Origin of the sequence: Xanthomonas sp. CFBP 8445 (assembly GCF_025666235.1) — a bacterium.
Classification (GTDB): domain Bacteria; phylum Pseudomonadota; class Gammaproteobacteria; order Xanthomonadales; family Xanthomonadaceae; genus Xanthomonas_A; species Xanthomonas_A indica.
Genome location: NZ_CP102594.1, coordinates 2736652 through 2761767, shown reverse-complemented (window position 1 = coordinate 2761767; position 25116 = coordinate 2736652). Strand labels below are relative to the sequence as shown.

The 25116-nt window shown below is 69.6% G+C and carries 24 protein-coding genes; 15 read left to right on the top strand and 9 right to left on the bottom strand.

The features are described from left to right. Positions 1-108 precede the first annotated feature (108 nt). Positions 109-1089: a LacI family DNA-binding transcriptional regulator gene (locus NUG21_RS11775; RefSeq protein ID WP_019797533.1), complete on the top strand. Its 981-nt coding sequence runs from the start codon at positions 109-111 to the stop codon at positions 1087-1089. An 88-nt stretch (positions 1090-1177) separates the two neighbouring features. On the opposite strand, the gene NUG21_RS11770 is transcribed toward NUG21_RS11775, so the two are convergent. Both NUG21_RS11770 and NUG21_RS11765 read right to left on the bottom strand, forming a co-directional pair. Continuing rightward, a complete protein-coding gene (locus tag NUG21_RS11770; protein ID WP_019797532.1) occupies positions 1178-1354 on the bottom strand; it encodes a hypothetical protein in 177 nt (58 codons plus the stop codon). 15 nt (positions 1355-1369) lie between these two features. After that, positions 1370-1693, bottom strand: a complete 324-nt coding sequence (locus NUG21_RS11765) for a hypothetical protein (RefSeq protein ID WP_048488963.1) — start codon at positions 1691-1693, stop codon at positions 1370-1372. A gap of 363 nt (positions 1694-2056) precedes the next feature. Here NUG21_RS11765 and NUG21_RS11760 point away from each other — a divergent pair, with 363 nt between their 5' ends. From NUG21_RS11760 to NUG21_RS11745, 4 genes are all read left to right on the top strand, one after another. After that, a complete protein-coding gene (locus NUG21_RS11760) occupies positions 2057-3346 on the top strand; it encodes a nucleotide sugar dehydrogenase (protein WP_263390939.1) in 1290 nt (429 codons plus the stop codon). 159 nt (positions 3347-3505) lie between these two features. Beyond that, positions 3506-5128, top strand: coding sequence for an FMN-binding glutamate synthase family protein (locus tag NUG21_RS11755; protein ID WP_160947430.1), 1623 nt, complete (start codon positions 3506-3508; stop codon positions 5126-5128). After that, complete coding sequence (locus NUG21_RS11750; RefSeq protein ID WP_263390938.1) at positions 5125-5616, top strand: GNAT family N-acetyltransferase; 492 nt, start codon at positions 5125-5127, stop codon at positions 5614-5616. The genes NUG21_RS11755 and NUG21_RS11750 overlap by 4 nt, the downstream gene beginning before the upstream one ends. A gap of 180 nt (positions 5617-5796) precedes the next feature. Then, positions 5797-7983: a diguanylate cyclase domain-containing protein gene (locus NUG21_RS11745; protein ID WP_263390937.1), complete on the top strand. Its 2187-nt coding sequence runs from the start codon at positions 5797-5799 to the stop codon at positions 7981-7983. 26 nt (positions 7984-8009) lie between these two features. Here the strand turns inward: NUG21_RS11745 and NUG21_RS11740 are convergent, their stop codons facing one another. Together NUG21_RS11740 and NUG21_RS11735 are read right to left on the bottom strand one after the other, a co-directional pair. After that, a complete protein-coding gene (locus tag NUG21_RS11740) occupies positions 8010-9272 on the bottom strand; it encodes a TIGR03862 family flavoprotein (protein WP_263390936.1) in 1263 nt (420 codons plus the stop codon). 13 nt (positions 9273-9285) lie between these two features. Beyond that, positions 9286-9729 carry an FKBP-type peptidyl-prolyl cis-trans isomerase gene (locus NUG21_RS11735; protein ID WP_184502444.1) on the bottom strand — a complete coding sequence of 148 codons (444 nt, stop codon included), beginning with the start codon at positions 9727-9729 and terminating at the stop codon, positions 9286-9288. A 66-nt stretch (positions 9730-9795) separates the two neighbouring features. Between NUG21_RS11735 and NUG21_RS11730 the strand changes: the two genes are divergently transcribed. After that, entirely contained in the window at positions 9796-10161 is a 366-nt protein-coding gene (locus NUG21_RS11730; protein ID WP_242080978.1) for a DUF6164 family protein, read from the top strand. A 104-nt stretch (positions 10162-10265) separates the two neighbouring features. Beyond that, complete coding sequence (locus NUG21_RS11725) at positions 10266-11003, top strand: sulfurtransferase (protein ID WP_242080977.1); 738 nt, start codon at positions 10266-10268, stop codon at positions 11001-11003. Between the two features lie 133 nt (positions 11004-11136). On the opposite strand, the gene NUG21_RS11720 is transcribed toward NUG21_RS11725, so the two are convergent. Then, positions 11137-11943 (bottom strand): SDR family oxidoreductase, encoded by an 807-nt coding sequence (locus NUG21_RS11720; RefSeq protein ID WP_263390935.1) that lies wholly within the window; start codon positions 11941-11943, stop codon positions 11137-11139. A 392-nt stretch (positions 11944-12335) separates the two neighbouring features. On the opposite strand from NUG21_RS11720, the gene NUG21_RS11715 reads away from it, so the two are divergent. Both NUG21_RS11715 and NUG21_RS11710 read left to right on the top strand, forming a co-directional pair. Next, the gene (locus tag NUG21_RS11715) at positions 12336-13334 is read left to right on the top strand and encodes an LLM class flavin-dependent oxidoreductase (protein WP_263390934.1); all 999 of its coding nucleotides are present in this window, start codon (positions 12336-12338) and stop codon (positions 13332-13334) included. 199 nt (positions 13335-13533) lie between these two features. Next, complete coding sequence (locus tag NUG21_RS11710) at positions 13534-13722, top strand: hypothetical protein (protein ID WP_019798559.1); 189 nt, start codon at positions 13534-13536, stop codon at positions 13720-13722. A 37-nt stretch (positions 13723-13759) separates the two neighbouring features. Here the strand turns inward: NUG21_RS11710 and NUG21_RS11705 are convergent, their stop codons facing one another. Together NUG21_RS11705 and NUG21_RS11700 are read right to left on the bottom strand one after the other, a co-directional pair. Further along, on the bottom strand, positions 13760-14416 hold the full coding sequence (locus NUG21_RS11705) for an exopolysaccharide biosynthesis protein (RefSeq protein WP_160948501.1): 657 nt from the start codon (positions 14414-14416) through the stop codon (positions 13760-13762). Further along, a complete protein-coding gene (locus NUG21_RS11700) occupies positions 14400-15743 on the bottom strand; it encodes a hemolysin family protein (RefSeq protein WP_019797718.1) in 1344 nt (447 codons plus the stop codon). The genes NUG21_RS11705 and NUG21_RS11700 overlap by 17 nt, the downstream gene beginning before the upstream one ends. Before the next feature lie 260 nt (positions 15744-16003). Here NUG21_RS11700 and NUG21_RS11695 point away from each other — a divergent pair, with 260 nt between their 5' ends. Next, complete coding sequence (locus tag NUG21_RS11695) at positions 16004-16630, top strand: DUF47 domain-containing protein (RefSeq protein ID WP_263390933.1); 627 nt, start codon at positions 16004-16006, stop codon at positions 16628-16630. A gap of 85 nt (positions 16631-16715) precedes the next feature. Continuing rightward, on the top strand, positions 16716-17837 hold the full coding sequence (locus NUG21_RS11690) for an inorganic phosphate transporter (RefSeq protein ID WP_160948507.1): 1122 nt from the start codon (positions 16716-16718) through the stop codon (positions 17835-17837). Between the two features lie 233 nt (positions 17838-18070). On the opposite strand, the gene NUG21_RS11685 is transcribed toward NUG21_RS11690, so the two are convergent. After that, positions 18071-19519, bottom strand: coding sequence for a S10 family peptidase (locus NUG21_RS11685; RefSeq protein WP_202406926.1), 1449 nt, complete (start codon positions 19517-19519; stop codon positions 18071-18073). Positions 19520-19727: 208 nt separating this feature from the next. Between NUG21_RS11685 and NUG21_RS11680 the strand changes: the two genes are divergently transcribed. Continuing rightward, a complete protein-coding gene (locus tag NUG21_RS11680; RefSeq protein WP_263390932.1) occupies positions 19728-20540 on the top strand; it encodes a CDP-diacylglycerol diphosphatase in 813 nt (270 codons plus the stop codon). Positions 20541-20726: 186 nt separating this feature from the next. On the opposite strand, the gene parE is transcribed toward NUG21_RS11680, so the two are convergent. Beyond that, on the bottom strand, positions 20727-22616 hold the full coding sequence (gene parE, locus NUG21_RS11675; protein WP_242080972.1) for a DNA topoisomerase IV subunit B: 1890 nt from the start codon (positions 22614-22616) through the stop codon (positions 20727-20729). A gap of 165 nt (positions 22617-22781) precedes the next feature. Here parE and NUG21_RS11670 point away from each other — a divergent pair, with 165 nt between their 5' ends. From NUG21_RS11670 to NUG21_RS11660, 3 genes are all read left to right on the top strand, one after another. After that, a complete protein-coding gene (locus tag NUG21_RS11670) occupies positions 22782-23036 on the top strand; it encodes a hypothetical protein (protein WP_263390931.1) in 255 nt (84 codons plus the stop codon). 136 nt (positions 23037-23172) lie between these two features. After that, entirely contained in the window at positions 23173-24837 is a 1665-nt protein-coding gene (locus NUG21_RS11665) for a CTP synthase (protein WP_160946548.1), read from the top strand. After that, on the top strand, positions 24837-25112 hold the full coding sequence (locus NUG21_RS11660; RefSeq protein ID WP_160946549.1) for a hypothetical protein: 276 nt from the start codon (positions 24837-24839) through the stop codon (positions 25110-25112). The genes NUG21_RS11665 and NUG21_RS11660 overlap by 1 nt, the downstream gene beginning before the upstream one ends. Positions 25113-25116 lie beyond the last annotated feature (4 nt).

Here is a 25116-nt window from a genome sequence, read left to right as displayed (position 1 = left end):
TCAATCGTCAATGTGCAGTGCACAAATCCTTCGGAAAAGCCCGGTGCTACTATCTCCTCACGCTAGGCGACAGGGAGTGGAAATGAAAATGATGCGGGAACGTTGCCAGTGAGCGTCAGCATCCATGACGTGGCCCGGGTCGCCGGTGTCTCGACCTCGACGGTGTCGCGCGCGCTGGGCCACGGCCCGGTCAGCGAAGAGGTACGGGCACGGGTGGAAGCGGCGGTGCGCGAGACCGGCTACCGCCCCAACCTGATGGCGCGGCGGCTACGCTCGCAGCGTTCCGGGGTAGTGGGCCTGATCGTCGCCGACATCCGCAATCCGTTCTTCACCGCGGCCATCCGCGCGGTCGAGGACGTGGCCTACCGCGCCGGCATGCGTGTGATCCTGTGCAACACCGACGAGGATCCGCAGCGCGAGGCGCTGTATCTGCAACTGATGCAGGAAGAGCGGGTCAGCGGTCTGATCTTCGCCCCCACCCGCACCACCCAGGGCCAACTGGGCAAATTGACGTTCGATCATCCGGTGGTGCTGCTGGACCGCGCCGGCAAGGGCGGCACCCACGACAGCGTGGTGCTCGACAACGCGGCGGCGATGGCCGCGTTGGTCGACCATCTGGTCGGCCGTGGCGTGCGTCGCATCGGCGGCCTGTTCGGCAAGACCAGCAGCACCGCTGCCGAGCGCCGCGACGGCTATCTGGAGGCGATGCGCGGGCATGGCCTGGCCCCGGACTACCGCGAGGTGGCACCGAGCGCGGAGGCGGCGATCGCCGAAGTCCAGGCCTGGCTGACGCAGACGCCGCGGCCGGATGCGCTGGTGGCCAGCAACAGCCTGTTGTTGATGGGCGCGATGAAGGCCGCGCGCGGCGCCGGCCTGCGCATTCCGCAGGACCTGGCCCTGGCCGGTTTCGATAACGAAAGCTGGACCGATCTGGTCGAACCCGGCATCACCGTGATCGAACAGCCGGTGGAAGAGATGGGCCGCACCGCCATGTCGTTGCTGCTGGAGCGGATGAACGCGCCGACGCAGCCGACCCGCAAGGTGGTGCTCAGCGGCCGCTGCATCGTGCGCGGCTCGAGCCTGCGCTGACGCCGCACGTCTGGTCGGTAGGGTAGCGGGAGGTTGCCGCTGCGGGGACGAGGGTCTGCCGCAGCGGGAGTGGCTTGCTTCTTATTAGTTACTCGCTGCCGTCCGGGCGCGGATAGTCGTGTTCCGGATCGGCGTGGTCGCGTTTGGGGTCGCTATCGGGTTGATCGCGATCGGTCCATTGCGCGTCGTCGTTGTGGATCTTGTCGGGCGTCTGGCTGCGTTGCTGCGGATCGTGGGCGTTGTCGCGGTTGGCGGGCGGGGACATGGTGGACCTCGTGGATCAGGCGGGGGTGTGCGCCGGATCGGGGCTGCGGTCGCGCTGCTCGGATCCGTCGAGGCGTGCCCAGCAGGCGACGACCAGGGTTTCGGCATCGCTCCAGGCGATGCGCGGCCAGGGGTGCTCGGCGTCGTAGCGCTGACGCAGGCGCTGCAAGCGCACGTCGTTGGATTCGCGTGGCAACTGCAGGAACACGTCGCAGGCCATCTTGATCAGACGCGCATGCTCGCTGAACGATTGCGACCCCAGTTTGCCCGCCGCGTGCAGCGCTTTCCAATGCGCCAATTCGGCTTCGACATCCACGAGCAGGCTCGGAGCGTGACTCACGCGAGTTCTCCTTGAGTAAGAGGGAAGAGAGAGGCGGATGGTGCCCCCCTGGCAGCAACCGCTCCATCACCCTAGGCCCTGATGCGTAAAGGCCAGGTGGTGCTGGCGTGGTGTGCGTGACAAAAGTCGCACGTGTCAGGCGGCAAAGCGTGATGTGGCGCGCCGACTTTCACGTACGGCGTTGTGAAGGCGGGCACCAGCGCGTGTGAAGAGGCACCGCGCGCGGCGCGTCGGGCATGTCGCAGATCGGCTTGGTCAGTGCCGGTGGCGCGGCTTACCATGGGCGAGGTCCGCACGTGCGGACATCCCCATCCACCACCATGCGCCGACGGCCGCCGCTGCCGGTGCCCGCGAAGGACTGGCATGCCCGTTGCCCCCGTGTTCGATTCCGCGCCGCCGCGCATCGCCGTGATCGGCCTCGGCTACGTCGGCCTGCCGCTGGCGGTGGCCTTCGGTGCCCGCCACGACACGCTCGGCTACGACATCGATGCGCAGCGCGTGGCGCAATTGCGCGCGGGGCACGACCAGACCCTGGAACTGGAGGCCGAGGAATTGCGCGCCGGCGTGCACCTGCGCTACAGCAACGACGCGGCGGAACTGCGCGACCGCAACGTGTATATCGTCACCGTACCGACCCCGATCGATGCGCAGGAACAGCCCGACCTGCAGCCGCTGCGCCAGGCCAGCGAACTGCTGGCCGGCGTGCTCAAGCGCGGCGACCTGGTGATCTACGAGTCCACCGTCTATCCGGGCACCACCGAAGAGGTGTGCGTGCCGTTGCTGGAGCAGGGCTCGGGATTGCGCTGCGACATCGACTTCCATTGCGGCTACAGCCCGGAGCGGGTCAACCCCGGCGACCGCCGGCGGCGCCTGGCCGACATCCGCAAGATCACCTCCGGGTCGAACCCGGCCGCCGCCGAGGCGGTGGACGCCCTGTATGCCGGCATCATCGCCGCCGGCACCTGGCGCGCGCCGTCGATCCGCGTGGCCGAGGCGGCCAAGGTGGTGGAGAACATCCAGCGCGACGTCAACATCGCCCTGGTCAACGAACTGGCGCTGATCTTCGACCGGCTCGGCATCGACACCCAGGACGTGCTGGACGCGGCCGGCACCAAGTGGAACTTCCTGCCGTTCCGGCCGGGCCTGGTCGGCGGCCACTGCATCGGCGTGGATCCTTACTATCTGCTGCACAAGTCCGAGAGCGTCGGCTACCACCCGGACCTGATCCACACCGCGCGCCAGGTCAACAACCGGGTCGGTGCGCATGTCGCCGCGCGGGTGCAGGCGCTGCTGGCCGGCAAGGGCGTGGCGATGGCCGATGCGTCGGTGCTGGTGCTCGGCGTCACCTTCAAGGAGAACTGCCCGGACCTGCGCAACAGCCGCGCGCTGGAACTGGTGCAGGCGCTGGCCGCGGCCGGCGCCCGCGTCGACGCCTGCGATCCCTGGGCCGATCCGCAGGCGGCGCAGGCGCACGGCGTCGCCCTGTTGCCCGACCCGGTGCCCGGCCGCTACGACGCGGTGGTGCTGGCGGTGGCGCACGCGGCCTACCGCGACCTGGATGCCGCCCAGATCCGGGCGCTCGGCAAACCCGACCTGGTGGTCTACGACGTCAAGTCGGTGTGGCCGCGCGCGGCGGTGGACGACCGCCTCTAGCATGCCGCCGAGCGCCGTCCGCGCTCCCGCGCCGCCGGCGCAACGCGGGTGGCGGCACCGGCAAGCTGTACCCGGGCGGAGCGGACCGCGCCGCCACCGCCGCGCCCGACCCGCGACACCCTCTACACTCGCCGGCTTCCGACTCCTGCGAGGAACGCGATGCACCGTTACCTAGCCTATATCGCCAGTTGCCTGCTGCTGGCGCTGTCCATCGCCCTGTGCGCGATCTGGCCGCTGTGGGGCTGGGGCGTGGCCGCCTTCGCCGTGCTGGCGGTGCTGGGCACCGTGGACCTGCTGCAGACCCGCAGCACCCTGCGCCGCAACTATCCGATCCTGGCGCATTTCCGCTACGGCCTGGAATCGGTCGGCCCGGAGATGCGCCAGTACTTCCTGCAGAGCGACATCGAGGAGGCGCCGTTCTCGCGACAGCAGCGCGCCCTGGTCTACCAGCGCGCCAAGAACGTGATGGACGTGGTGCCGTTCGGTACCCAGCGCAGCACCTATGCGCCGGACTACGAATGGATCAACCACTCGCTGGCCACCAGCGAGATCGCCGACCACGACTTCCGCATCACCATCGGCGCGGACTGCGCGCAGCCGTACGCGGCCAGCGTGTTCAACATCTCGGCGATGAGCTTCGGCGCGCTGTCGGCCAACGCCATCCGCGCGCTCAACGCCGGCGCGCGCCAGGGCGGCTTCTATCACGACACCGGCGAGGGCTCGATCTCGCCCTACCACCGCGAATGCGGCGGCGACCTGGTGTGGGAGATCGGTTCGGGCTACTTCGGCTGCCGCGACGAGGACGGGCGCTTCGACCCGCAGCGCTTCGTCGCCAATGCGACGCTGGAGCAGGTCAAGATGATCGAGATCAAGCTCTCGCAGGGCGCAAAGCCGGGCCACGGCGGGGTGCTGCCGGCGGCCAAGGTCAGCGCGGAGATCGCCGCCACCCGCGGCGTCGCCATGGGCCGCGACTGCGTGTCGCCGTCGCGGCATTCGGCGTTCTCCACGCCGCTGGAACTGCTGCAGTTCGTGGCCCGGCTGCGCGAGCTGTCCGGCGGCAAGCCCACTGGCTTCAAGCTGGCGATCGGCCACCCCTGGGAGTGGTTCGCCATCGCCAAGGCGATGCAGGAAAGCGGCCTGTACCCGGATTTCATCGTCGTCGACGGCGCCGAGGGCGGCACCGGCGCGGCGCCGGCGGAATTCATCGACCACGTCGGCGTGCCGATGCACGAGGCCCTGCTGCTGGTGCACAACACCCTGGTCGGGCTGGACATCCGCGAGCGGATCAAGCTCGGCGCCGCCGGCAAGATCACCAGCGCCTTCGACATCGCGCGCACCCTGGCGCTGGGCGCGGACTGGTGCAATGCCGGGCGCGGCTTCATGTTCGCGCTGGGCTGCATCCAGTCGCTGAGCTGCCACAGCGACCGCTGCCCGACCGGCATCGCCACCCAGGACCGACGCCGCTGGCAACACCTGGATCCTACCGACAAGGCCACCCGGGTCGCGCATTACCACGCCAACACGCTCAAGGCGCTGCGCGAACTGCTCAGCGCCGCCGGGCTGGCGCATCCCTCGCAACTGGGGCCGGAGCACATCCTGCGCCGCATCTCGCAGGTGGAGATCCGCTCGCTGGCCTCGCTGTACCGCTACCTGGAGCCGGGCGAACTGCTGCGCACGGTGCCCGACCATGCGGTCTTCCACGACTACTGGGGCGACGCGCGCAGCGATTCGTTCCAGCCGCCGGAGCGGATCCGGCGCCTGCGCGACAGCAAATCGGAATGAGCGGCGCGGCGCTGCCGACGCGGTTGCGGCCGGGTCTGTCCGAGGACATCCCCACGCTCTGGGCGTTGCGCACCCGCTGTGTCCGCGAGGTCTGCAGCAGCCATTATCCGCCGGAGGTGATCGCGCGCTGGTCGGCGGCGCCGGCGCCGGCCTCGTACTGCGCGCTGGTCGCCGAGGGCGGCGCGATCGTCGCCGAGGACGCCGACGGTCGCGTGCTCGGGTTCGGCGTCGTCGACCTGGCCGGTGCCGAGATCGACGGCCTGTTCGTCGACCCGACGCTGCGCGGCAGCGGCCTCGGCCGGCGCCTGCTGCAGGCGCTGGAGCAGCGCCTGGCCGCCTGCCCGCGCATCCAGGTGGCGGCGGCGCTCAATGCGGTGGCGTTCTACCGTGCGCAGGGCTACGCGGTGGTGCGCGAGGGCGGCTATCCGCACCCGAGCGGCATCGTCCTCGCTTGCGTGTTCATGGAGAAGACCGCCGCGACCGGGTGATCGATGCCGTCGGTGCGGCGTCGGGCTGGCAGGCGCGGTACGCCCTACGGTTCGCCGCCGGCAGCCATGGCGGCGTCGCAGCCGGCCGTAGCGTGCTTTTTGCACTGCAGCATTTCGCGGCGTGCTCGCCATCATCACCGCCGCCCGCTATCGTGCCGCTACCTCCTCAGCGTGCAGCGCATGAATCCACCCTCGGTCCCCGACGTCGCTTCCGTGCCGCTGCCCGCCGACGAAGCGGGCCGCCTGCGCGCGCTGGCCGAACTGGGCATGCTCGACACCGCGCAGGAACCGGCCTTCGACGACCTGATCTGGCTGACCAGCCAGCTGTGCGAGGTGCCGATCGCGCTGATCTCGCTGATCGACGAACGCCGGCAATGGCTCAAGGCCAGTTGCGGCCTGCCCAGCGGCACCACCGGCTATCCACGCGAGATCGCGTTCTGCACCTATGCCTTGCTGTCGCCGCAGTTGCTGGAGGTGCCGGACACCACGCTGGACCCGCGCTTCGCCCGCAACCCGTTGGTGTGCGGTGCGCCGCACCTGCGCTTCTACGCCGGCATGCCATTGGTCGGCGACCAGGGCCACAGCTACGGCACCCTGTGCGTGATCGACACCCGTCCGCGGCAGCTGGACGCGCGCCAGCGCGAGGGCCTGCGGCGGCTGGCCAGGCAGGTCACCGCGCAACTGGAAGCGCGCCGCGACGCGCGCATCGCCCACGACCAGGCCAAGACCCTGGGCCTGCTGTTGGAAACCATGCCCGACGGCGTCGTGTCGTGTCTGGCCGACGGCACCCTGGGCGAGTTCAACCAGGTGGCACGGCAGTGGCATGGCGCCGATCCGCGCGCCTTGCCGCCCGAGCAGTGGCCGCAGTACTTCGACCTGTTCGACGCCAGCGGCAAACGCCTGCTGACCAGCGAGGAGGTGCCGCTGGTCCGTGCTTGGCGCGGCGAGTCGGTGCGCGATGCGGAGATCATGATCGCCGCCAAGGGGCAAGCGCCGCGCAGCGTCCTGTGCAATGCGGAACGGCTGGAAGGCGGCGATGGGCGCAGCCTGGGCGCGGTCTGCGTGATGCGCGACGTCAGCGTCGAACGTGCGGCGTCGCACGCGGCGCTGCTGGCCGGGCAGCGCTTCTCCGGCGCGTTCTCGGTGGCCGCGCACGGCATGGCACTGGTGTCGCTGGAAGGGCGTTGGCTGGACGTCAACGACGCCTTGTGCGCGATGCTCGGCTACAGCCGCGCGGAACTGCTGGAACTGCGCTTCCAGGATCTGACCCATCCCGAGGACCTCGCCGAAGACATGGAACAGGTGGCCGCGTTGATCGACGGCCACCGCAGCGACTACCACAGCGAAAAGCGCTATCACCACCGCGACGGCCATACCGTGCGTGCGCGCCTGGCGGTGTCGCTGGTGCGCGACGAACAGCAGCGTCCGCTGCACTTCGTCACCCACATCCAGGACATCACCGAGCAGCACCTGGCCGAGCACCGCCTGCGCGACAGCGAGGCGCAACTGCGCACCATCGCCGACAACGCGCCGGCGCTGATCGCCTACCTCGACCACGACCTGCGCTACCAGTTCGTCAACCGGCCGTATGCGGCGTGGTTCGGGCTGGCGCCGGAGCGCATCATCGGCCGCCGCCTGCACGAGGTGCTGGATCCACAGCAGCAGGCCTTGCTGCAAACGCATCTGCCGGCAGCGCTGCAGGGCGTCCCGGCGCAGTTCGACGCCGAACTGTGCGATGCCACCGACGCCCTGCGGATCATGCACTTCAGCCTGATCCCGGATGTGGCGTTGGCACCGCAGCGGGTCGGCCTGCACCTGATGATCAGCGACATCACCGGGCAGACCCGGCTGGCGCGGTTGCTGGAAGAGCGTGCGCTGCGCGACGAGCTGACCGGGCTGCCGAACCGGATGGCCTGGAACCAGACGCTGCGGCGGCGCATGAACGAGCGCCGCAGCCAGGGCCAGGTAGCGGTGATGTTCCTGGATCTGAACGACTTCAAGAGCGTCAACGACCGCTTCGGCCATCACGTCGGCGATGCGCTGCTGGTGCACTTCGCGCGGCTGCTGCAGCGCTGCCTGCGCGGACAGGACAGCATCGCGCGGCTGGGCGGCGACGAGTTCGTGGTCCTGCTGGAAGGGCTGGCCGACGCCCGGCACGAAGTGCTGGCCGCCGCCGCGCGGATCATGGAGGCGTGTGCGGAAGGCTGCGTGGTCAGCGGCCGGCATCTGCCGCTGCAACCGAGCATCGGCATCGCCGTGCAGACGGGACCGGGCTTCGACCCGGTGCTGCTCACCCAGCGCGCCGACGAGGCCATGTACGTGGCCAAGCGCGACCCGCAGGCGCGGGTGCAGATCGCGGTGCTTTGAGCACCCGCGCCGCGGCGCAGCGGCGGTCAGTGCGCAGCTTGGCGCTGCAGCCAGGCCACCGCGCCGCGCCCGGCGCGCACGCCGCTGGCGAAGCACGCCGTGAGCAGGTAGCCGCCGGTCGGCGCTTCCCAGTCGAGCATTTCGCCGGCGCAGAAGGTGCCCGGCAGCGCCCGCAGCATCAGTTGCGCATCCAGTGCCTCCAGGCGCACGCCGCCGGCGCTGCTGATCGCCTCGGCCAGCGGGCGCGGGCGCTGCAGGGTCAGCGGCAGGCGCTTGAGCGTGGCCGCGGCCAGCGCCGGATCCTGGCCGGCCTGCTTGCCGAGGATCTCGAACAGCAGCGCCGCCTTGACCCCGTCGATGCCGGCCTGGCGGCGCAGGTGCTCGCCGAAGCTGCGGCCGCCGCGCGGCTTGCCCAGCTCGGCCTGCAGCCGCGGCAGGTCGCGGCCGGGTACCAGGTCCAGCCACAGCGTGGCCGGGCCGTGCGCGGCGATGGCCTCGCGCAGGTCCGCGGCCAGCGCATAGATCAGGCTGCCTTCGATGCCGTGCTCGCCGACCACGCATTCGCCCTGCAGCGACTGCGCCTGGCCCTGCGCATCGTGCCAGTGTGCGACCACCGGCTTCAGCGGCGCGCCGGCATGGCGTTCGCGGAAATGCGCGCTCCAGTCCACGTCGAAGCCGCAGTTGGCCGGCTGCAGCGGCGCCACCTCCACGCCGCGCGCGCGCAGGGTGTCCTGCCAGGCGCCGTCGGAGCCGAGCTGCGGCCAACTGCCGCCGCCCAGCGCGAGCACGCAGGCATCGGCCTGCACCCGCTGCTCGCCGTCGGCGCCGGCAAAGCGCAGTGCGCCGTCCGCGTCCCAACCCAGCCAGCGCTGCTGCACGTGGAAGCGCACGCCGGCGTCCTTCAACCGCCGCACCCAGCCGCGCAGCAGCGGCGCCGCCTTGCGGTCCAGCGGGAACACCCGTCCGGAGCTGCCGACGTAGGTCTCCACGCCCTGCGCCCGCGCCCAGGCGCGCAGCGCATCGGCATCGAAATCGGCCAGCCAGTCGCCGACCGCCGTGGCGCGCTCGCGATAGCGCGCGACGAAACGGGCGAATGGATCGGAGTGGGTCAGGTTGAGGCCGCCCTTGCCGGCGATCAGGAACTTGCGTCCGACCGAACCCTTGGCCTCGTAGACATCGACCTCGGCGCCGGCGGCGCGCGCGGTCTCGGCGGCGATCAGCCCGGCCGGGCCGCCGCCGACGATGGCGAGTCGGCCGCGCACCGGCGCGGCGTGTTTGGCAGCGGACATATGCGGGCGCGGCTCAACGCGGCTGGACATCGAGCAGTTCGACCTCGAACACCAGCGAGGCGCCCGGCGGGATCACCCCGCCGGCGCCGCTGGCGCCGTAGCCGTAATCCGACGGCAGCATCAGCAGGCGCTTGCCGCCTACGCGCATGCCGGCCACGCCGTCGTCCCAGCCGCGGATCACCTGGCCGGCACCGAGCACGAAGCTGAAGGGCTGGCCGTGGTCGGCGGAGGCATCGAATTTCTCGCCGCGCTTGTCCTTGGCATGCTCGTCGTACAGCCAACCGGTGTAGTGCACGGTGACGCGGCTGCCGGGCCGGGCCTCGGCGCCATCGCCGACGCGCTCGTCGGTGGCCTGGAATGCGGCGATGCTGCCGCCGGGCGGCGGACCCGGCGGCGTGCAGCCGCTCAGCAGCCACGCCGGCAACGACAGGCTCAACAGCAGCAGGATTCGGCGCATGCGGGACGTCCACGGCGGGCAGGGCGTGCAAGGGTAGCGCATCGCCGCAGCGGCTATCATCGGCGCATGGCCAAACTGCTGCTCAATCTGCGTCACGTGCCCGACGACGAACGCGCCGAGGTCTGCGCGCTGCTCGACGCCGCCGGCATCGGCTACTACGAAACCCGCGCCGGCACCTTCGGCATCTCCGCCGGCGGGATCTGGCTGCGCGAGGACGCCGAGCAGGCGCGGGCCAAGGCGCTGCTGGCCGAGTACCAGGCCGAACGCGGCCAACGCGCCCGTGCCGAGCGCGCCGCGGCGCTGCGCGACGGCAGCGCCGAGACCTTCGCCAGCCTGCTGCGGCAGCGCCCGCTGTTCGTGCTGGCGACCTTGCTGGGCATGCTGCTGGTGGCCTCGCTGGTGTTGCTGCCGTTCCTGCTGCTGCGCGGCTAGCGGCGGCGCTGGCGCTGCGGGCCCCAGCCTTGGCGCGCGTCGCCGGTGCGTGGGCAGCAGCGTGTCCTGCAGCGGTCGCGCGCCGCAGGCTCTAAAATGCGCCGATGATCGCCAATACCGCCGCCTACCACTTCGTCGCCATCGCCGACCCCGACGCGCTCGCCGCGCAGCTGCACGCCTGGGCGCAGGACGGCGATCTGCGCGGCACGATCCTGGTGGCGGGCGAGGGCATCAACCTGTTCCTGGCCGGCGCGCCGGCGGCGATCGACGGCTTCTACGCGCAGTTGCGCAGCGATCCGCGCTTCGCCGATCTGCGCATCAAGACCAGCGCCAGCGCACAGCAGCCGTTCGCGCGGCTGAAGGTCAAGGTCAAGCCGGAGATCATCAGCTTCCGCCGCGACGCCGCCTCGCCGCTGGAGGCGGCGCGCGCGCCGGCGGTGGCGCCGGCCACGCTGCAGCGCTGGCTGCGCCAGGGCCACGACGACGCCGGCCGGCGCGTGGTGTTGCTGGACACGCGCAATGCGCAGGAAGTCGTCCATGGCACCTTCGCCGGCGCGCTGACCCTGCCGATCGTCAAGTTCACCGACCTGCCGGAGGCGCTGGCCCCGCATCGCGCGGCGCTGGCCGACGCCACCGTGGTCAGCTTCTGCACAGGCGGCATCCGCTGCGAAAAGGCCGCGCTGTGGATGCGCGCCGATGGCATGGACAACGTGCTGCAACTGGACGGCGGCATCCTCGGCTACTTCGAGGAGGTGGGCGGCGACGGCTACGAGGGCTGCTGCTTCGTCTTCGACGAACGCGTGGCGCTGGATCCGCAGTTGCGGCCGCTGGTGGGCGGCTGATCGCCGCGGGATTGGGGAGTCGGGATTGGAGATTGGCAAAGGCGGGTTGCTGCCAGCTATGCACGTGGCCCGTCAGGTGAGGCAACACCCGCTTTAACGAATCCCCAATCCCGACTCCCCAATCCCCACGCCGTCAGGCGTACTGCATCTTGCGCATCATCCCGCCATCGACCACGAAGTCCTGGCCGGTGATGAAGCCGGCCTGTGCCGACAGCAGATAGACCGCCAATGCGCCGATGTCCGGCGGCGTGCCGACCCGCCCGGCGGGGTGCTGCGCATGGTCCTGCCGCGACAGTTTGGGAGCGCGTCGCGCGTTCGGCATGCGCCAGGCATCGGTGGCGATCCAGCCGGGGCTGATGCAATTGACCCGCACCGCCGGGCCGGCGCTGATCGCCAGCGCGTGGGTGAAGGCCACCAGCCCGCCCTTGGACGCGGCATAGGCCTCGGTCTCCGGTTCGGACTGTTGCGCGCGGGTGGAGGCGATGTTGACGATGGCGCCACCGTCGCGGCTGTCGCGCAGCGCCGGCAGGGCGTGCTTGCTGCACAGGAATGCGCCGCCCAGGCTTGCCCCGAGCCGTCGGTTCCATTCGCGCAGCGACAGCCGCTCCAGCGGTCCGGTATGCGGATCGGCGATGCCGGCGTTGTTGACCAGGCCGTCGATGTGGCCGAAGCGGGCCAAGGCGTTATCGACGAAGCGGCGCACGCTGGCCTCGGCGGCCACGTCGACGCGGCGGAACAGCAGGCGCTCGCCGGCGTCCAGTTCGGCCACGCAGGCACGCCCGGCATCGGCGTCGAGATCGCAGAACGCGACCCGGCCGCCCGCGCCCAGCACCGCCTGCACCACACCGCGGCCGATGCCTTGCGCGCCGCCGGTGACCAGCACCACACGGTCGCGCAAGGGCAGGGCGGGAACGGGGGCGGGCGGCGGAATCAGCGACATGGAGGTGACCAGGCGAGGGCGGGTTCGCAAGCGTAGCCGGCGTGCCGTGCAACCCGCGTGGTAGCGCGGCGGCCCAGGCAGTCAAAGCCCCTCTCCCCTCGGGAGAGTGGCTGGGGTGAGGGAACGGAGCGCGCAGCGTCTGCAGGGATCTGGTTGCGCGAAGCTTCGGCCGCACCCTCATCCGCCCTTCGGGGCACCTTCTCTTGGTGGGAGAAGGGAGAGGCCAAAGCCCCTCTCCCCCCGGGAGAGGGGTGAGGGTACGGCAGCCAGCCAAGCGTCCCGCCCACATCCACCCACTACACCCAGCGCAAATCAGCGTTCCGGCCGCAGCCACTGCAATCGGCGACCGGTGCCCCCAATTCGATCGCATCGCCTGCAGGAACCCGCCTCACATGATGCCGATCTCCATCCTCGACCTCGCCCCGGTCTGCGAAGGCAGCGACGCCGCCGGCGCCTTCGCCAACATGCTGGACCTAGCCCAGCACGCCGAACGCTGGGGCTACCACCGCTACTGGCTGGCCGAGCACCACAACATGCCCGGCATCGCCAGCGCCGCCACCGCGGTGCTGATCGGGCATGTGGCCGGCGGCACCAAGCGTATCCGCGTCGGTGCCGGCGGCATCATGCTGCCCAACCATGCGCCGCTGCAGGTGGCCGAACAGTTCGGCACCCTGGCCTCGCTGTATCCCGGACGCATCGACCTGGGCCTGGGCCGCGCGCCCGGGACCGACCAGGCCACCGCGCGCGCCTTGCGTCGTTATTTCGACAGCGCCGACCAGTTTCCGCACGACGTGGCCGAACTGCTGCGCTACTTCGAGCCGGCGGTGGACGGGCAACTGGTACGCGCCGTGCCGGGTGCGGGCATCGAGGTGCCGGTGTGGCTGCTCGGCTCGAGCCTGTTCAGTGCGCGCCTGGCCGCGGCGATGGGGCTGCCGTTCGCCTTCGCCTCGCATTTCGCGCCGGATGCGATGGACGAGGCGCTGGCGGTGTATCGCCGCGAATTCCGCGCGTCGGCGCGGCTGCAGGCGCCGTATGCGGTGCTGGCCCTGAACGTGGTGGTCGCCGCATCCACGGCCGAGGCGCGGCGCCTGTTCACCACCCAGCAGCAGAGCTTCGTCAACCTGCGCCGCGGCCGCCCCGGGCTGATTCCGCCGCCGATCGACGACATCGAGGCGTTCTGGGCGCCGCACGAGAAGCTGGGGGTGGAGCGGGCGCTGGCCTGTACGGTGCTCGGCGATCCCGGCACGGTCGCGCAGGGCCTGGCCGACTTCGTCGCGCGGCACCGGCCGGACGAGTTGCTGCTGACCGCGAACATCCACGATCACGCCGCGCGCTTGCGCTCGTTCCAACTGGCGGCAGAAGCGTGGACGCAGGTGGCTGCGGCGGCCTGATGCACAGCTCTGCGCGCGTGTCTACGAGCGCAGACGCACTCGAGCGAGTAACGCCGCATCTGCGTTGATGCGTATCACAGCATGTGCTGCTTTCACGACGCCTTGATTTTCCCCGGTATGTGATCGTGTCGCGCCGCGCATCAGCGTGGCGTTCGGCCCCAGGAGATGGCCGTACAACGACGCAAACAGGGGATCGGCAATGAACGCACAACATCCGATGGCGCCGGCGCACGAATGTGGACTGGAAGCGGCCTTGCAACAGATGAGCAAGTATTTCGAGCGCGCGCGCAGCCAGGCGAGCGAACGCGCCGCGCAGAGCGCAACGCCGCGCCCGTCGTACAGGCGCAACGTCTTCGCCGGCGATGTGGAACTGTCTCTGGTGAAGTGAGCCAGGCCAGCGGCGCAGCGCCGCTGCGGCCTTGGGATCAACGCAGCTTCTGCATCCATTCCCGGCCCAGGTCGACCACCTGGTCCGAGGCCAATCCCAGGCTCAGCGCCACGGCGATGCTGCCCAGCCACGACAGCAGCATCAGCCCGCCGTCGCGCTCCAGCAGCGCCAGCGCGAACAGCAGCAGCATCGCGCCGAAGGCGTAGTTGGTGAACGGGATCGGCAGCGACAGCAGGATCCCCAGCACGATCAGCAACAGGCCGCTGAAGGCGCGCGCCGGCAGCGTGTCCACCAGCGCCGGCAGGCGCGGCTTGAGCAGCCGGTCCAGGCGCCGTAGCCACGGCGCGATACGGCCGACGAAGCGCTGCATGGTGCGGCGGCGCGGCCCGCGCTCGCCGATGAAGCGCGGCAGCCATGGCTTGCGCAGGCCGATCAGCATCTGCACGCCGATCAGCGTCACCAGCGGCCCGCTGATGCCGCCGGCCAGGCCCGGCACCGGCAGGAACGCCGGCAGGATCGCCACGAACAGGAACACGCCGAACGCGCTCTGCTGCAGGTCGGCGAGGATCAGCCGCAGCCGCAGGTGTTCGTCCGGATCGCCGAGGACGAAGGTGTCGAGCAGGGTGCGGATGCCCTCGGCGCTGTAGCCGTGGTCGCGGGGCTCGCCGCCGGGTGCGTCACCCGGTGATGTCATCGCTGTTCTCGTCCTGCAGCTTGCGCAGCAGCAGCTTGTCCACGCGCGCGCCGTCCAGGTCGACGATCTCGATGCGCCAGCCGGCCCAGTCGAAGAACTCTCCCGCATGCGGGATGCGCCCGAAGTAGTAGATGCACAGCCCGGCCAGGGTGTTGTAGTCGCCTTCCTCGGCGCTGGGCAGTTCGGCGCCGCCGAGCAGCTCGCGCAGGTCCTCGATCGCCAGCGAGCCGTCGATCAGCAGCGAGCCGTCGGCGCGGGTCACCACCAGCGCGTCCTCGTCGGCGTTGTCGGCCGACTGCAGGCGCCCGACCACCGCGCCCATCAGGTCGCTGATCGTCACCAGGCCCTGGATCTCGCCGTACTCGTCCACCACCAGCGCCATCGACTGCTGCTCCTCGCGGAAGATCTCCAGCAGCTTCATCGCGTGGGTGGATTCGGACACGAACAGGGTGTCGCGCAGGCTCTGGAACAGTTGGGTGGCGTCGCCGTCCATGCGCGTGACCAGCGATTTCACCTCCAGCACGCCGGCGATGTCCTGGTCGCTGCCGCGATACACCGGGTAGCGCGAGAACTCGTGCTCGCGCATCACCTGCAGGTTGCGCTGCGGCTCGGCGTTGGCGTCGAGCCAGGCGATGCGATTGCGCGGGGTCATCAGGCTGTCGGCGGTGCGGTCGCCCAGGCGCATGACCCGGTTCATCATGTCGCGCTCGTGCGCGTCGATCACGCCGGCCTCGTGGCTCTCGGCCACCAGCATGCGGATCTCCTCTTCGGACACCGAGGCCGACTCCTCCTTGCCCAGGCCGAGCAGGCGCAGCACCAGCCGGGTCGAGCGCGACAGCACCCACACGAACGGCGCGGCGATCCAGGCCAGCCAGCCCATCGGCATCGCGACAAAGCCGGCGATGGCCTCCGAGCGGGTCAGCGCCAGGCGCTTGGGCACCAGTTCGCCGAAGATCAGCGTCAGGAAGGTGATCAGCACGATCGCCAGGGTCTTGCCGATCAGCGCCGACCACGGCTGCGGATCGCCGAACAGGGTGAAGTTGGCGGACAGCGCCGGGAACAGCGCCTGCAGCTTGGCCGCGATCGCCACGCCGATGGCCTCGCCGCCGAACACGCCGGTCAGGATGCCGATCGCGGTGATGCCGATCTGCACGGTGGACAGGAAGTGCTCGGGGTTCTCGGCCAGCGCCAGCGCCTTGGCCGCGCGCGTGCTGGTCTGCGCCATCTGCTTCAGGCGGCTCTTGCGCGAGGTCATCAGCGACATCTCGGACATCGCGAAGAAACCGTTCAGCAGCACCAGGGCTGCCACGATCAACAGTTCAAGCATGCGCGCGCTCCTTGGCGCCAAGGAAAGCGGGGACATGGGCGCCGTTGCGGCGCGGGGGAGGGGGGCTGGGGTGATCGTCCATAGGGTGCGCCCGCGAAGGGCGCGGCTGCGATGGTAGCAAACCCGGGTGGGGGCCGCGTCCACGCCGCCGCGACGCCGTCAGGGGCATGCCTGGCCGCCGCGACTACCCGCAGGTGTCAGCAAACAGTCATAATTCCGCCCCAGTGCCGTCCTTCCCGCGACGGCGGGAAGCGCGTTGCATGTTTTCGTTGCAGACCATCTTCGGTTCCGGCAAGCAGTTCTACACCCTGCTCGACGAGGCGGCGCAGGCCGCCTACGACAGCACCAAGGCCCTGCACGCGATGATGCGCGAGTCCGACCGGCAGCCGGCGCTGGACGGCTTCAAGCTGGCGCGCCTGCGCGAGCGCGCCGCGTCCGACAAGATCGGCCAGGCGCTGGTGGACAGCTTCATGACCCCGATCGAGCGCGAGGACATCGAGGCGCTGGGCTCGGCGCTGTACAAGATCCCCAAGCAGGTGGAGAAGTTCGCCGACCGCTACTCGCTGGCGATCCAGCATCTGGAGCACATCGACTTCGCCCCGCGCGCGGCGATGCTCGAGCAGGCCGCGTCGGTGGTGGTGGAGATGGTCCATGATCTGCGCAACATGAACCTGGACCGGATGAGTGCGCTCAACGACAAGCTGCGTTCGCTGGAGAACGAGGCCGACCGGCTGATGCTGGAGCTGTACCGCGACATCTACTCCGGGCGCCTGGACAACCTGCAGATGTTCCTGCTCAAGGAGTTCTTCGAAATCCTGGAGAAGGCCATCGACCGCTGCCGCGAGGCCGGCGTGGTGGTTTACCAGATCGTGCTGAAGAACTCCTGATGGACGCGCTGCGGAGTTGCTGCCTGCGCGGCTGCGGCGCCCTGTGCGCGCTGGCCGCCGCCGTCCCGTGCGCGGAGGCGCGCCGATGCTGACCCTGGTCCTGATCGTGATCCTGGCGGCGCTGGTGTTCGAGTTCATCAACGGCTTCCACGACACCGCCAACTCGATCGCCACCGTGGTCGCCACCAAGGTGCTCAGTCCCGGCTGGGCGGTGATGCTGGCGGCGGCGATGAACCTGGTCGGCGCGCTGACCGGCACCGCCGTGGCGATGACCATCGCCTCGGGCCTGCTCAACACCGACGTGGTCGCGGTGACCCCGCAGGTGGTGCTGTGCGCGCTGCTCGGCGGCATCGTGTGGAACCTGATCACCTGGTGGAAGGGCCTGCCGTCCTCGTCCTCGCATGCGCTGATCGGCGGCCTGTGCGGCGCCGGCCTGGCCGCCGCGCACAACAACTGGGGCGCGCTGATCTGGTCGCAGAACGTCGGCGACTGGGCCAAGAACAAGGGCCTGCTGTGGAAGGTGTTCGTGCCGATGGTCACCTCGCCGATCGCCGGTTTCCTGCTCGGCATCGCGGTGATGCTGCTGCTGTGGGCGGCGATCGCCGGCCTGGCCAAGCTGGGCGGTCCGCTCGGGCGGCTGGCGCGGCCGCGCTGGGTCAACGCCTTCTTCGGCAAGGCGCAGATCGCCTCGGCCGCGTACATGGGTTACGCGCACGGCCACAACGATGCGCAGAAGACCATGGGCATCATCGCCATGACCCTGATCGGCGCACAGAGCACCGGCGCCCTGGACGAGCTGCCGTCGTGGCTGGCGTTCCTGCACCCCGACGCCCATCAGGGGCAGGGCATCGCCACCTGGATCGTGCTGACCTGCGCGGTGGTGATGGCCGCCGGCACCGCCTCCGGCGGCTGGAAGATCATCAAGACCCTGGGCCACAAGATGGTCAAGCTGCATCCGATCCATGGCTTCGCCGCGGAGACCAGCTCGGCCACGATCCTGACCCTGGCCGCGCACTTCGGCATGCCGGTGTCCACCACCCACAGCATCTCCACCGCGATCATGGGCGTGGGCTTTGCCAAGAACCCGCGCTCGCTGCGCTTCGGCGTCATCGAACGCATCGTCTGGGCCTGGATCCTGACCATCCCCGCCGCCGCCGGCGTGGCGTATCTGATTTTCCGCGGATTCGCGCTGGCTGGGTGGGTGTGAGTGGGGCGGGGATTGGGGAGTTGGGATTGGGGATTCGCTAAGGCGGATTCCCGGCTAGCCTGATATCCGCTCGCCGCTCGCCGCTCTGCAGCGAGCTCTGCCCGAATCATGCGGACTGGCTCACGCCGCCGAAATGCGGCTTTTCCGAATCCCCAATCCCAACTCCCCAATCTCCGCTGTCGGCGCCGGGAACCCGCCTTAGCGAATCCCCAATCCCGAATGCCCAATCCCCGCTAGTTCGCCCGATACATCGCCAAAACGTCCTGGCGCAGCGCGCGCTGGCTGTCGGCGCGGTTGTAGAACATGTGGCCGCCGGGGTAGTTCTTGACCTGCACGCGGGTCGGGTCGTTGCCCATCACCGGCATCTGGTCCACGGTCAGCACCGAGCCCATGAACGGGCACGACAGGTCGTTCCAGCCGTGCACGATCAGCACGCGCAGCTTCGGGTCGATCGCCACCGACTGGCGCAGTTGCGTCACCGAGCCCTTGCGCAGCTCGTCGTCCCAGTCCCACAGCCGGTTCACGTCGTAGTTCAGCGCCTCGTAGCGGGCGTCGATCTTCCAGCCGACCACGCGGGTCACGAAATCGACCATCGCGGTGGTGGTGGGGGCGATGATGCTGTCCAGCAGCGGGTCGTTGGCGCGCTGCTCGGGGGCGTTGGGGAACGGGTCGAAGGCGGTGACGTTGGAGTCGTAGCGGCTGCCCAGTTCGCCCTTGTCGCGGAACACCTCGCGCAGATAGGCCTGGGTCTCCAGGCGACCGCCGGCGCGGCGCACGAAGGCCGGGTCCAGGCCGGTCATCGCGGTCACCTGCTGGATCATGCGGGTGGTGCCGGCCGGGTCGGAACGCCCGCGCAGCAGCGCCGTGACGTAATCGCCGCGGGTGTAGTCGATCACTTGGCGCATCGCCTCCGGGGTCAGCTTGCCCTCGCGCTCCAGGTGCGCGGCGGCGATCGACGGCAGGGTCAGCATCCACGGCAGCGGCGAGACGTCGCCGTTGTCGTCCAGCGTCGGGTTCAGATACGGTGAGACCAGGACCACGCCGTTCATCGCCACGCCGAGCTTGGTCTGCAGGTAGTGGGTGATGCGCGGGCCGCGGAAGCCGCCGTAGCTTTCGCCGACCAAGTACTTGCGCGATTGCAGGCGCTGGTTCTTCAGCAGCCAGTCGTAGATGGTGCGCGAGAGGTACTCGACGTCGGCCTGCGGGTTGTAGAACTGCTTCTTGGCCTGCTCGTCGGGCACCCGCGAGCGGCTGAAGCCGGTACCGACCGGGTCGATGAACACCAGGTCGGTGAAGTCCAGCCAGGTGCCGGGGTTGTCGCGCAGGTGCGCCGGCGCCGAGGCGCTGTCGCCCTCGCTGCCGAACGCCACCACCTTCGGCCCGATCGCGCCCAGGTTGAGATACACCGAGGCCGCGCCGGGGCCGCCGTTGAGCGCGAAGGTCACCGGGCGGTCCTTGCCGTCCATGGTGTAGGCGGTATAGACCACGTCGGCGACGACCTTGCCCTGCTTGTCCTTCACCGGCAGCGTGCCGACCTTGACCGTGTAGCGCAGCGTGCGACCGTCGAGCTGGATGGACTGGCTGGTCTGCGCATCGGCCGGCAGCGGCGCCGGTTCGGCGGCGGCCTTGTCGGGCTTGTCGGCATTCGCCGCATCGGCATCGGCGGCCAGCGCCGCGGTCATCGGCGTCGCGGCCAGCAGCACGGCCAGCAGGACGGAGGGGAGGGTCGGCACGGGCAGTCGCTCGCAGGGAGGGAGCCGGCATGCTAGGCCGCGGCGTCGGCGTGGCGGATGTGCACAAAGCCATGGTCGCTGGCGGCGCCACCGCGGCATGCCGGTTCATCGGCGCTGGCTACAATCGCCGGTTCGTCCCGTGTCCGGTCCGCTGCGCATGCCCGTCTTTCGTTTCCGCCTGCCGCTGTGCCTGTTGCTGGCGACGCAGCTGGCCGGCTGCATCGGCGCGCCGCGGCCCGTGGCCGACTCGCCGGCCGCACACGATCCGCATGCCCACGATCGGCAGCGCCTGTGGCGGCTGCTGAGCACCCGCTGCCTGCCGCAGGCACGGGCCGGCGCCGATCCTGCGCCGTGCAGCGAAGTCCATGCCGAGCCCGGCCAGCGCTACGCGTTGATGAAGGACCTGCGCGGCGCCTATCAGTACCTGCTGATCCCGACGGTGCCGGTCAGCGGCATCGAGGATCCGCGCGCGCGTGCCGCCGGTGCGCCGAACTGGCTGGGCCTGGCCTGGCAGGCGCGCAGCCGGGTCGCGACTGCACTGGGCAGGCCGCTGCCGCGCGACCTGGCCAGCCTGACGATCAACCCGCCCTCGGCGCGCTCGCAGGACCAGTTGCACATCCACATCGATTGCCTGGCGCCGCAGGTGCGCGATCAGCTGCAGGCGATGCAGGCGTCGATCGGACCGGCCTGGGCGCCGTTGCCGCAACCGCTGCGCGGCCACGCCTATCGGGCCATGCGCATGGAGGGCGAGGCGCTTGATGCGAATCCGTTGACGTTGCTGGCGCGCGCGTTGCCGCCGCAGCAGGGCATGGCGCAACAGACCCTGGCGGTGGTCGGCGCGGATGTCGATGGCCGTCCTGGCTTCGTGCTGCTGGCGGCCACGGCACGTCCCGGCGATGGCGTCGGTGCGGAGGAGCTACAGGATCACGACTGCACCGGCGTGGTCCCGGCGGCGCCTGCACACGGTTGATTGCCCGGCTGGCAATCCATCGCCGGATAGCCGGCGTGACGAACGAGCAAGTCGGTGCGTAAGCACGCCATGTCGTCGTCTTCCATCGTAGGAGCGGCTTCAGCCGCGACCCGGCTTGCTCGGGAAAGCCCTGTCGCGGCTGAAGCCGCTCCTACGACGGCAGCAAGCAATCGAGCTGCGGCCGCCTCAGACCTCCAGCGAGGCCAGGTCGCCCTTGGTCTCCAGCCACTGCTTGCGGTCGCCGGCGCGCTTCTTGGCCAGCAGCATGTCCATCAGCGAGCGGGTCTGGTCGCCGTCGTCCACGGTGAGTTGCACCAGGCGCCGGGTGTCCGGGTGGATGGTGGATTCGCGCAACTGCTGCGGATTCATCTCGCCCAGGCCCTTGAAGCGGGTCACGCTGACCTGGCCCTTGATCTTCTCGCGCTGGATCTTGTCCAGCAGCGAGCGCTTCTCTTCCTCGTCCAGCGCGTAGAACACCTGCTTGCCCACGTCCACGCGGAACAGCGGCGGCATCGCCACGAACACGTGGCCGGCGCGCACCAGGGCAGGGAAGTGGCGCAGGAACAGCGCGGTCAGCAGGGTGGCGATGTGCAGGCCGTCGGAGTCGGCGTCGGCCAGGATCACCACCTTGCCGTAGCGCAGGCCGTCGATCTCTTCCTTGCCCGGGTCGCAGCCGATCGCGATCGCCAGGTTGTGCACTTCCTCGGAGGCCAGCACGCTGCCGGAGGCCACTTCCCAGGTGTTGAGGATCTTGCCGCGCAGCGGCAGGATCGCCTGGAAATCCTTGTCTCGGGCCTGCTTGGCGCTGCCGCCGGCCGAGTCGCCCTCGACCAGGAACAGTTCAGTGCGCGACAGGTCCTGGCTGATGCAGTCGGCCAGCTTGCCCGGCAGCGCCGGACCCTGGGTGACCTTCTTGCGCACGATCTGCTTCTCGGTCTTCAGCCGCGCGCTGGCGCGGTCGATGGCGATCTGCGCGATGCGCGTGCCGGTCTCCACGTTCTGGTTCAGCCACAGGCTGAAGGCATCGTGCGCGGCGCCCTCGATGAAGCCGGCGGCCTGACGCGAGGACAGGCGTTCCTTGGTCTGGCCGCTGAACTGCGGGTCGGTCATCTTCAGCGACAGCACGAACGCCACGCGGTCCCACACGTCTTCCGGCGCCAGCTTCACGCCGCGCGGCAGCAGGTTGCGGAAATCGCAGAACTCGCGCAGCGCGTCGGTGAGGCCGCTGCGCAGGCCGTTGACGTGGGTGCCGTGCTGCGCGGTCGGAATCAGGTTGACGTAGCTCTCCTGCACCAGCTCGCCTTCCACCACCCAGGCTACCGCCCAGTCTACGATCTCGCGGTCCTTCTTCAGGCTGCCGACGAACAGCTCGGCCGGCAGCAGCTCGCGCTCGGCCAGTTCGCCGCGCAGGTAGTCGCGCAGGCCGTCCTCGAAGTACCAGGTGTCCTGTTCGCCGGTGGCCTCGTCGTGCAGCTTGACGGTCAGCCCGGGGCACAGCACGGCCTTGGCGCGCAGCAGGTGGCGCAGCGCGCGCACCGCGAACTTCGGCGTGTCGAAATACTTCGGATCCGGCCAGAAGCGCAGGCGCGTGCCGGTGTTCTTCTTGCCGACGCTGCCGACGATCTCCAGCTTGGAGGCGGCGTGGCCATCGGCGAAGGCCATGCGGTATTCGTTGCCTTCGCGCTTGATGAACAGTTCCACGTGCTTGGACAGCGCATTGACCACGCTGACGCCGACGCCGTGCAGGCCGCCGCTGAAGGTGTAGTTGCGGTCGCTGAACTTGCCGCCGGCGTGCAGCCGGGTCAGGATCAGTTCGACGCCGGAGATCTTCTCTTCCGGGTGGATGTCCACCGGCATGCCGCGGCCATCGTCGGACACCTCGCAACTGCCGTCCTTGTACAGCGTCACCTCGATGTGCCGGGCGTGGCCGGCCAGTGCCTCGTCCACGGCGTTGTCGATGACTTCCTGCGCCAGGTGGTTGGGGCGTGCGGTGTCGGTGTACATGCCGGGCCGGCGCTTGACCGGGTCCAGGCCAGAGAGAACTTCGATGTCGGCGGCGTTGTAGCGGGTATTCATGCGTCTCAGCAGGTGGCGCGAAGCAGATCCGGAAGTGTGCGGTCTGCGGCGGTTTTTTGCACGTCGCCGGTGTTCAGGGCGGGTGCGGGGGCTCTGCGCTACGCTGGCCCTGGAAAAACCGCGACGTCGCCCACATCTTCGTCGCACGTCCCAAAGGAGTCCGCCATGAACGTTCGCAAGCTGTTGACCCTGGCCGCCCTGGTCGCCGCCGCGGTGGCCGTGCCGGTCGCGATGGCCCAGGCGCAGAGCGCCGATCCGGCCGCCTCCGGTGCCGCCGCCTACGAGGCGCAGGTCGCCAAGGAAAAGGCCGAGGCCGACGCCAAGGCCAAGCGCCGCGCCGCCGCCGCCGCCGAGCACAAGGCCGGCAAGGATGCGGCCGCGCCGAAGAATGAAGAGGAAGAGGAAGCGCGCAAGCCCTGAGCCTGCGCACGGTTTCCTGCATACGACGCCCCGGTCGCCCGGGGCGTCGCTTTTTTGTGGGGCGGCTGTTCGCGAAAGCGCTTGGGCAAATCCGCTTCACCCGTTAAACTATGGCTTTCCGGGAGGCCTTTGAGCCATGACCCCCCTGATCTTCGTTACCGGCGGCGTAGTGTCCTCGCTTGGCAAGGGCATCGCGGCCGCTTCGCTTGCGTCCATTCTCGAAGCACGTGGCCTGTCGGTCACGATGATGAAGCTGGACCCCTACATCAACGTCGACCCGGGCACGATGAGCCCGTTCCAGCATGGCGAGGTGTACGTCACCGACGACGGCGCCGAGACCGACCTGGACCTGGGCCACTACGAGCGCTTCGTGCGCACGCGGCTGTCGCGCAAGAATTCGGTCACCACCGGGCGCATCTACGAGAACGTGATCCGCAAGGAGCGCCGCGGCGACTACCTCGGCGCCACCGTGCAGGTGATTCCGCACATCACCGACGAGATCCGCCGCTGCGTGGATGAAGCCACCGCCGGCTACGACGTGGCGCTGGTCGAGATCGGCGGCACCGTCGGCGACATCGAGTCGCTGCCGTTCCTGGAGGCGATCCGCCAGGTGCGCACCGAACGCGGCGCCGAGAAGGCCATGTTCATGCACCTGACCCTGGTGCCGTACATCGCCGCCGCCGGCGAACTGAAGACCAAGCCGACCCAGCATTCGGTCAAGGAACTGCGCTCGATCGGCATCCAGCCGGATGTGCTGCTGTGCCGCTCGGAACAGGCGATCCCGGATTCGGAGCGGCGCAAGATCGCGCTGTTCACCAACGTCTCCGAGCGCGCGGTGATCAGCGCCGCCGACATCGACGTGCTCTACGGCATGCCGCTGGAGCTGCACCGGCAGGGCCTGGACGAGATCGTCATCGAGCAGTTCAAGCTGCGCGACAAGGTCGGCGCGGCCAACCTGTCGGAATGGGAGGCGGTGGTCGACGCGATCAAGCACCCGCTCGACGAGGTCACCATCGCCGTGGTCGGCAAGTACGTGGACCATCAGGACGCCTACAAGTCGGTCGGCGAGGCGCTCAAGCACGGCGGCCTGCGCCAGCGCACCAAGGTCAACCTGAAGTGGCTGGAAGCGCAGGACCTGGAAGGCAGCGACATGGCGGCGCTGGCCGACGTGGACGGCATCCTGGTGCCTGGCGGCTTCGGCGACCGCGGCTTCGAAGGCAAGGTGCTGACTTCGCGCTATGCGCGCCAGCACGGCGTGCCGTACTTCGGCATCTGCTACGGCATGCAGGCCGCGGTGGTCGATTATGCGCGGCATGTCGCCGGCCTGGATGCGGCCAACAGCACCGAGAACGACCGGCAGTCGCCGTATCCGGTGATCGGCCTGATCACCGAGTGGCGCACCGCCAGCGGCGATGTCGAGAAGCGTGACGAGAAGTCCGATCTCGGCGGCACCATGCGCCTGGGCCTGCAGGAGCAGCGGCTCAAGCCGGGCACGCTGGCGCGCGAGCTGTACGGCAAGGACGTGGTGGCCGAGCGCCATCGCCACCGCTACGAGTTCAACAATCGCTACCGCACCCAGTTGGAGGACGCCGGCCTGGTGATTTCCGCCAAGTCGATGGACGACACGCTGGTGGAGATGGTGGAACTGCCGCGCGAGACGCACCCGTGGTTCCTGGCTTGCCAGGCGCACCCGGAATTCCTGTCCACGCCGCGCGACGGCCACCCGCTGTTCATCGGCTTCGTCCGCGCTGCGCGCGAGAAGAAGGCCGGCGGCAAGCTGCTGAAGGAAGCGCGGGCGTAATGCCCGCGCCGACAACGTGGCTCAGCGCTGGCTGCGAGCGCTTGCTCGTGCTAGGGCTGTTGCTGGTGGCGCTGGCCGCGGCGGCGTTCTGGCTCGCAGTGCTGGTGCGGTATGTGCCGTTGGGCGGTGTGTTGGCGCGGCCCCGACTCGGCGACGGCTATTACATCGTCGTGACCGTGGTCGCCGCCCGTCGCGCCGCGTCCGTACTTTTTCTCACTGGCACGCCGCTTCTGCTGCTTGGCGGCATGGTGCATTTGCTCAAACATAGGAATTGAAGAC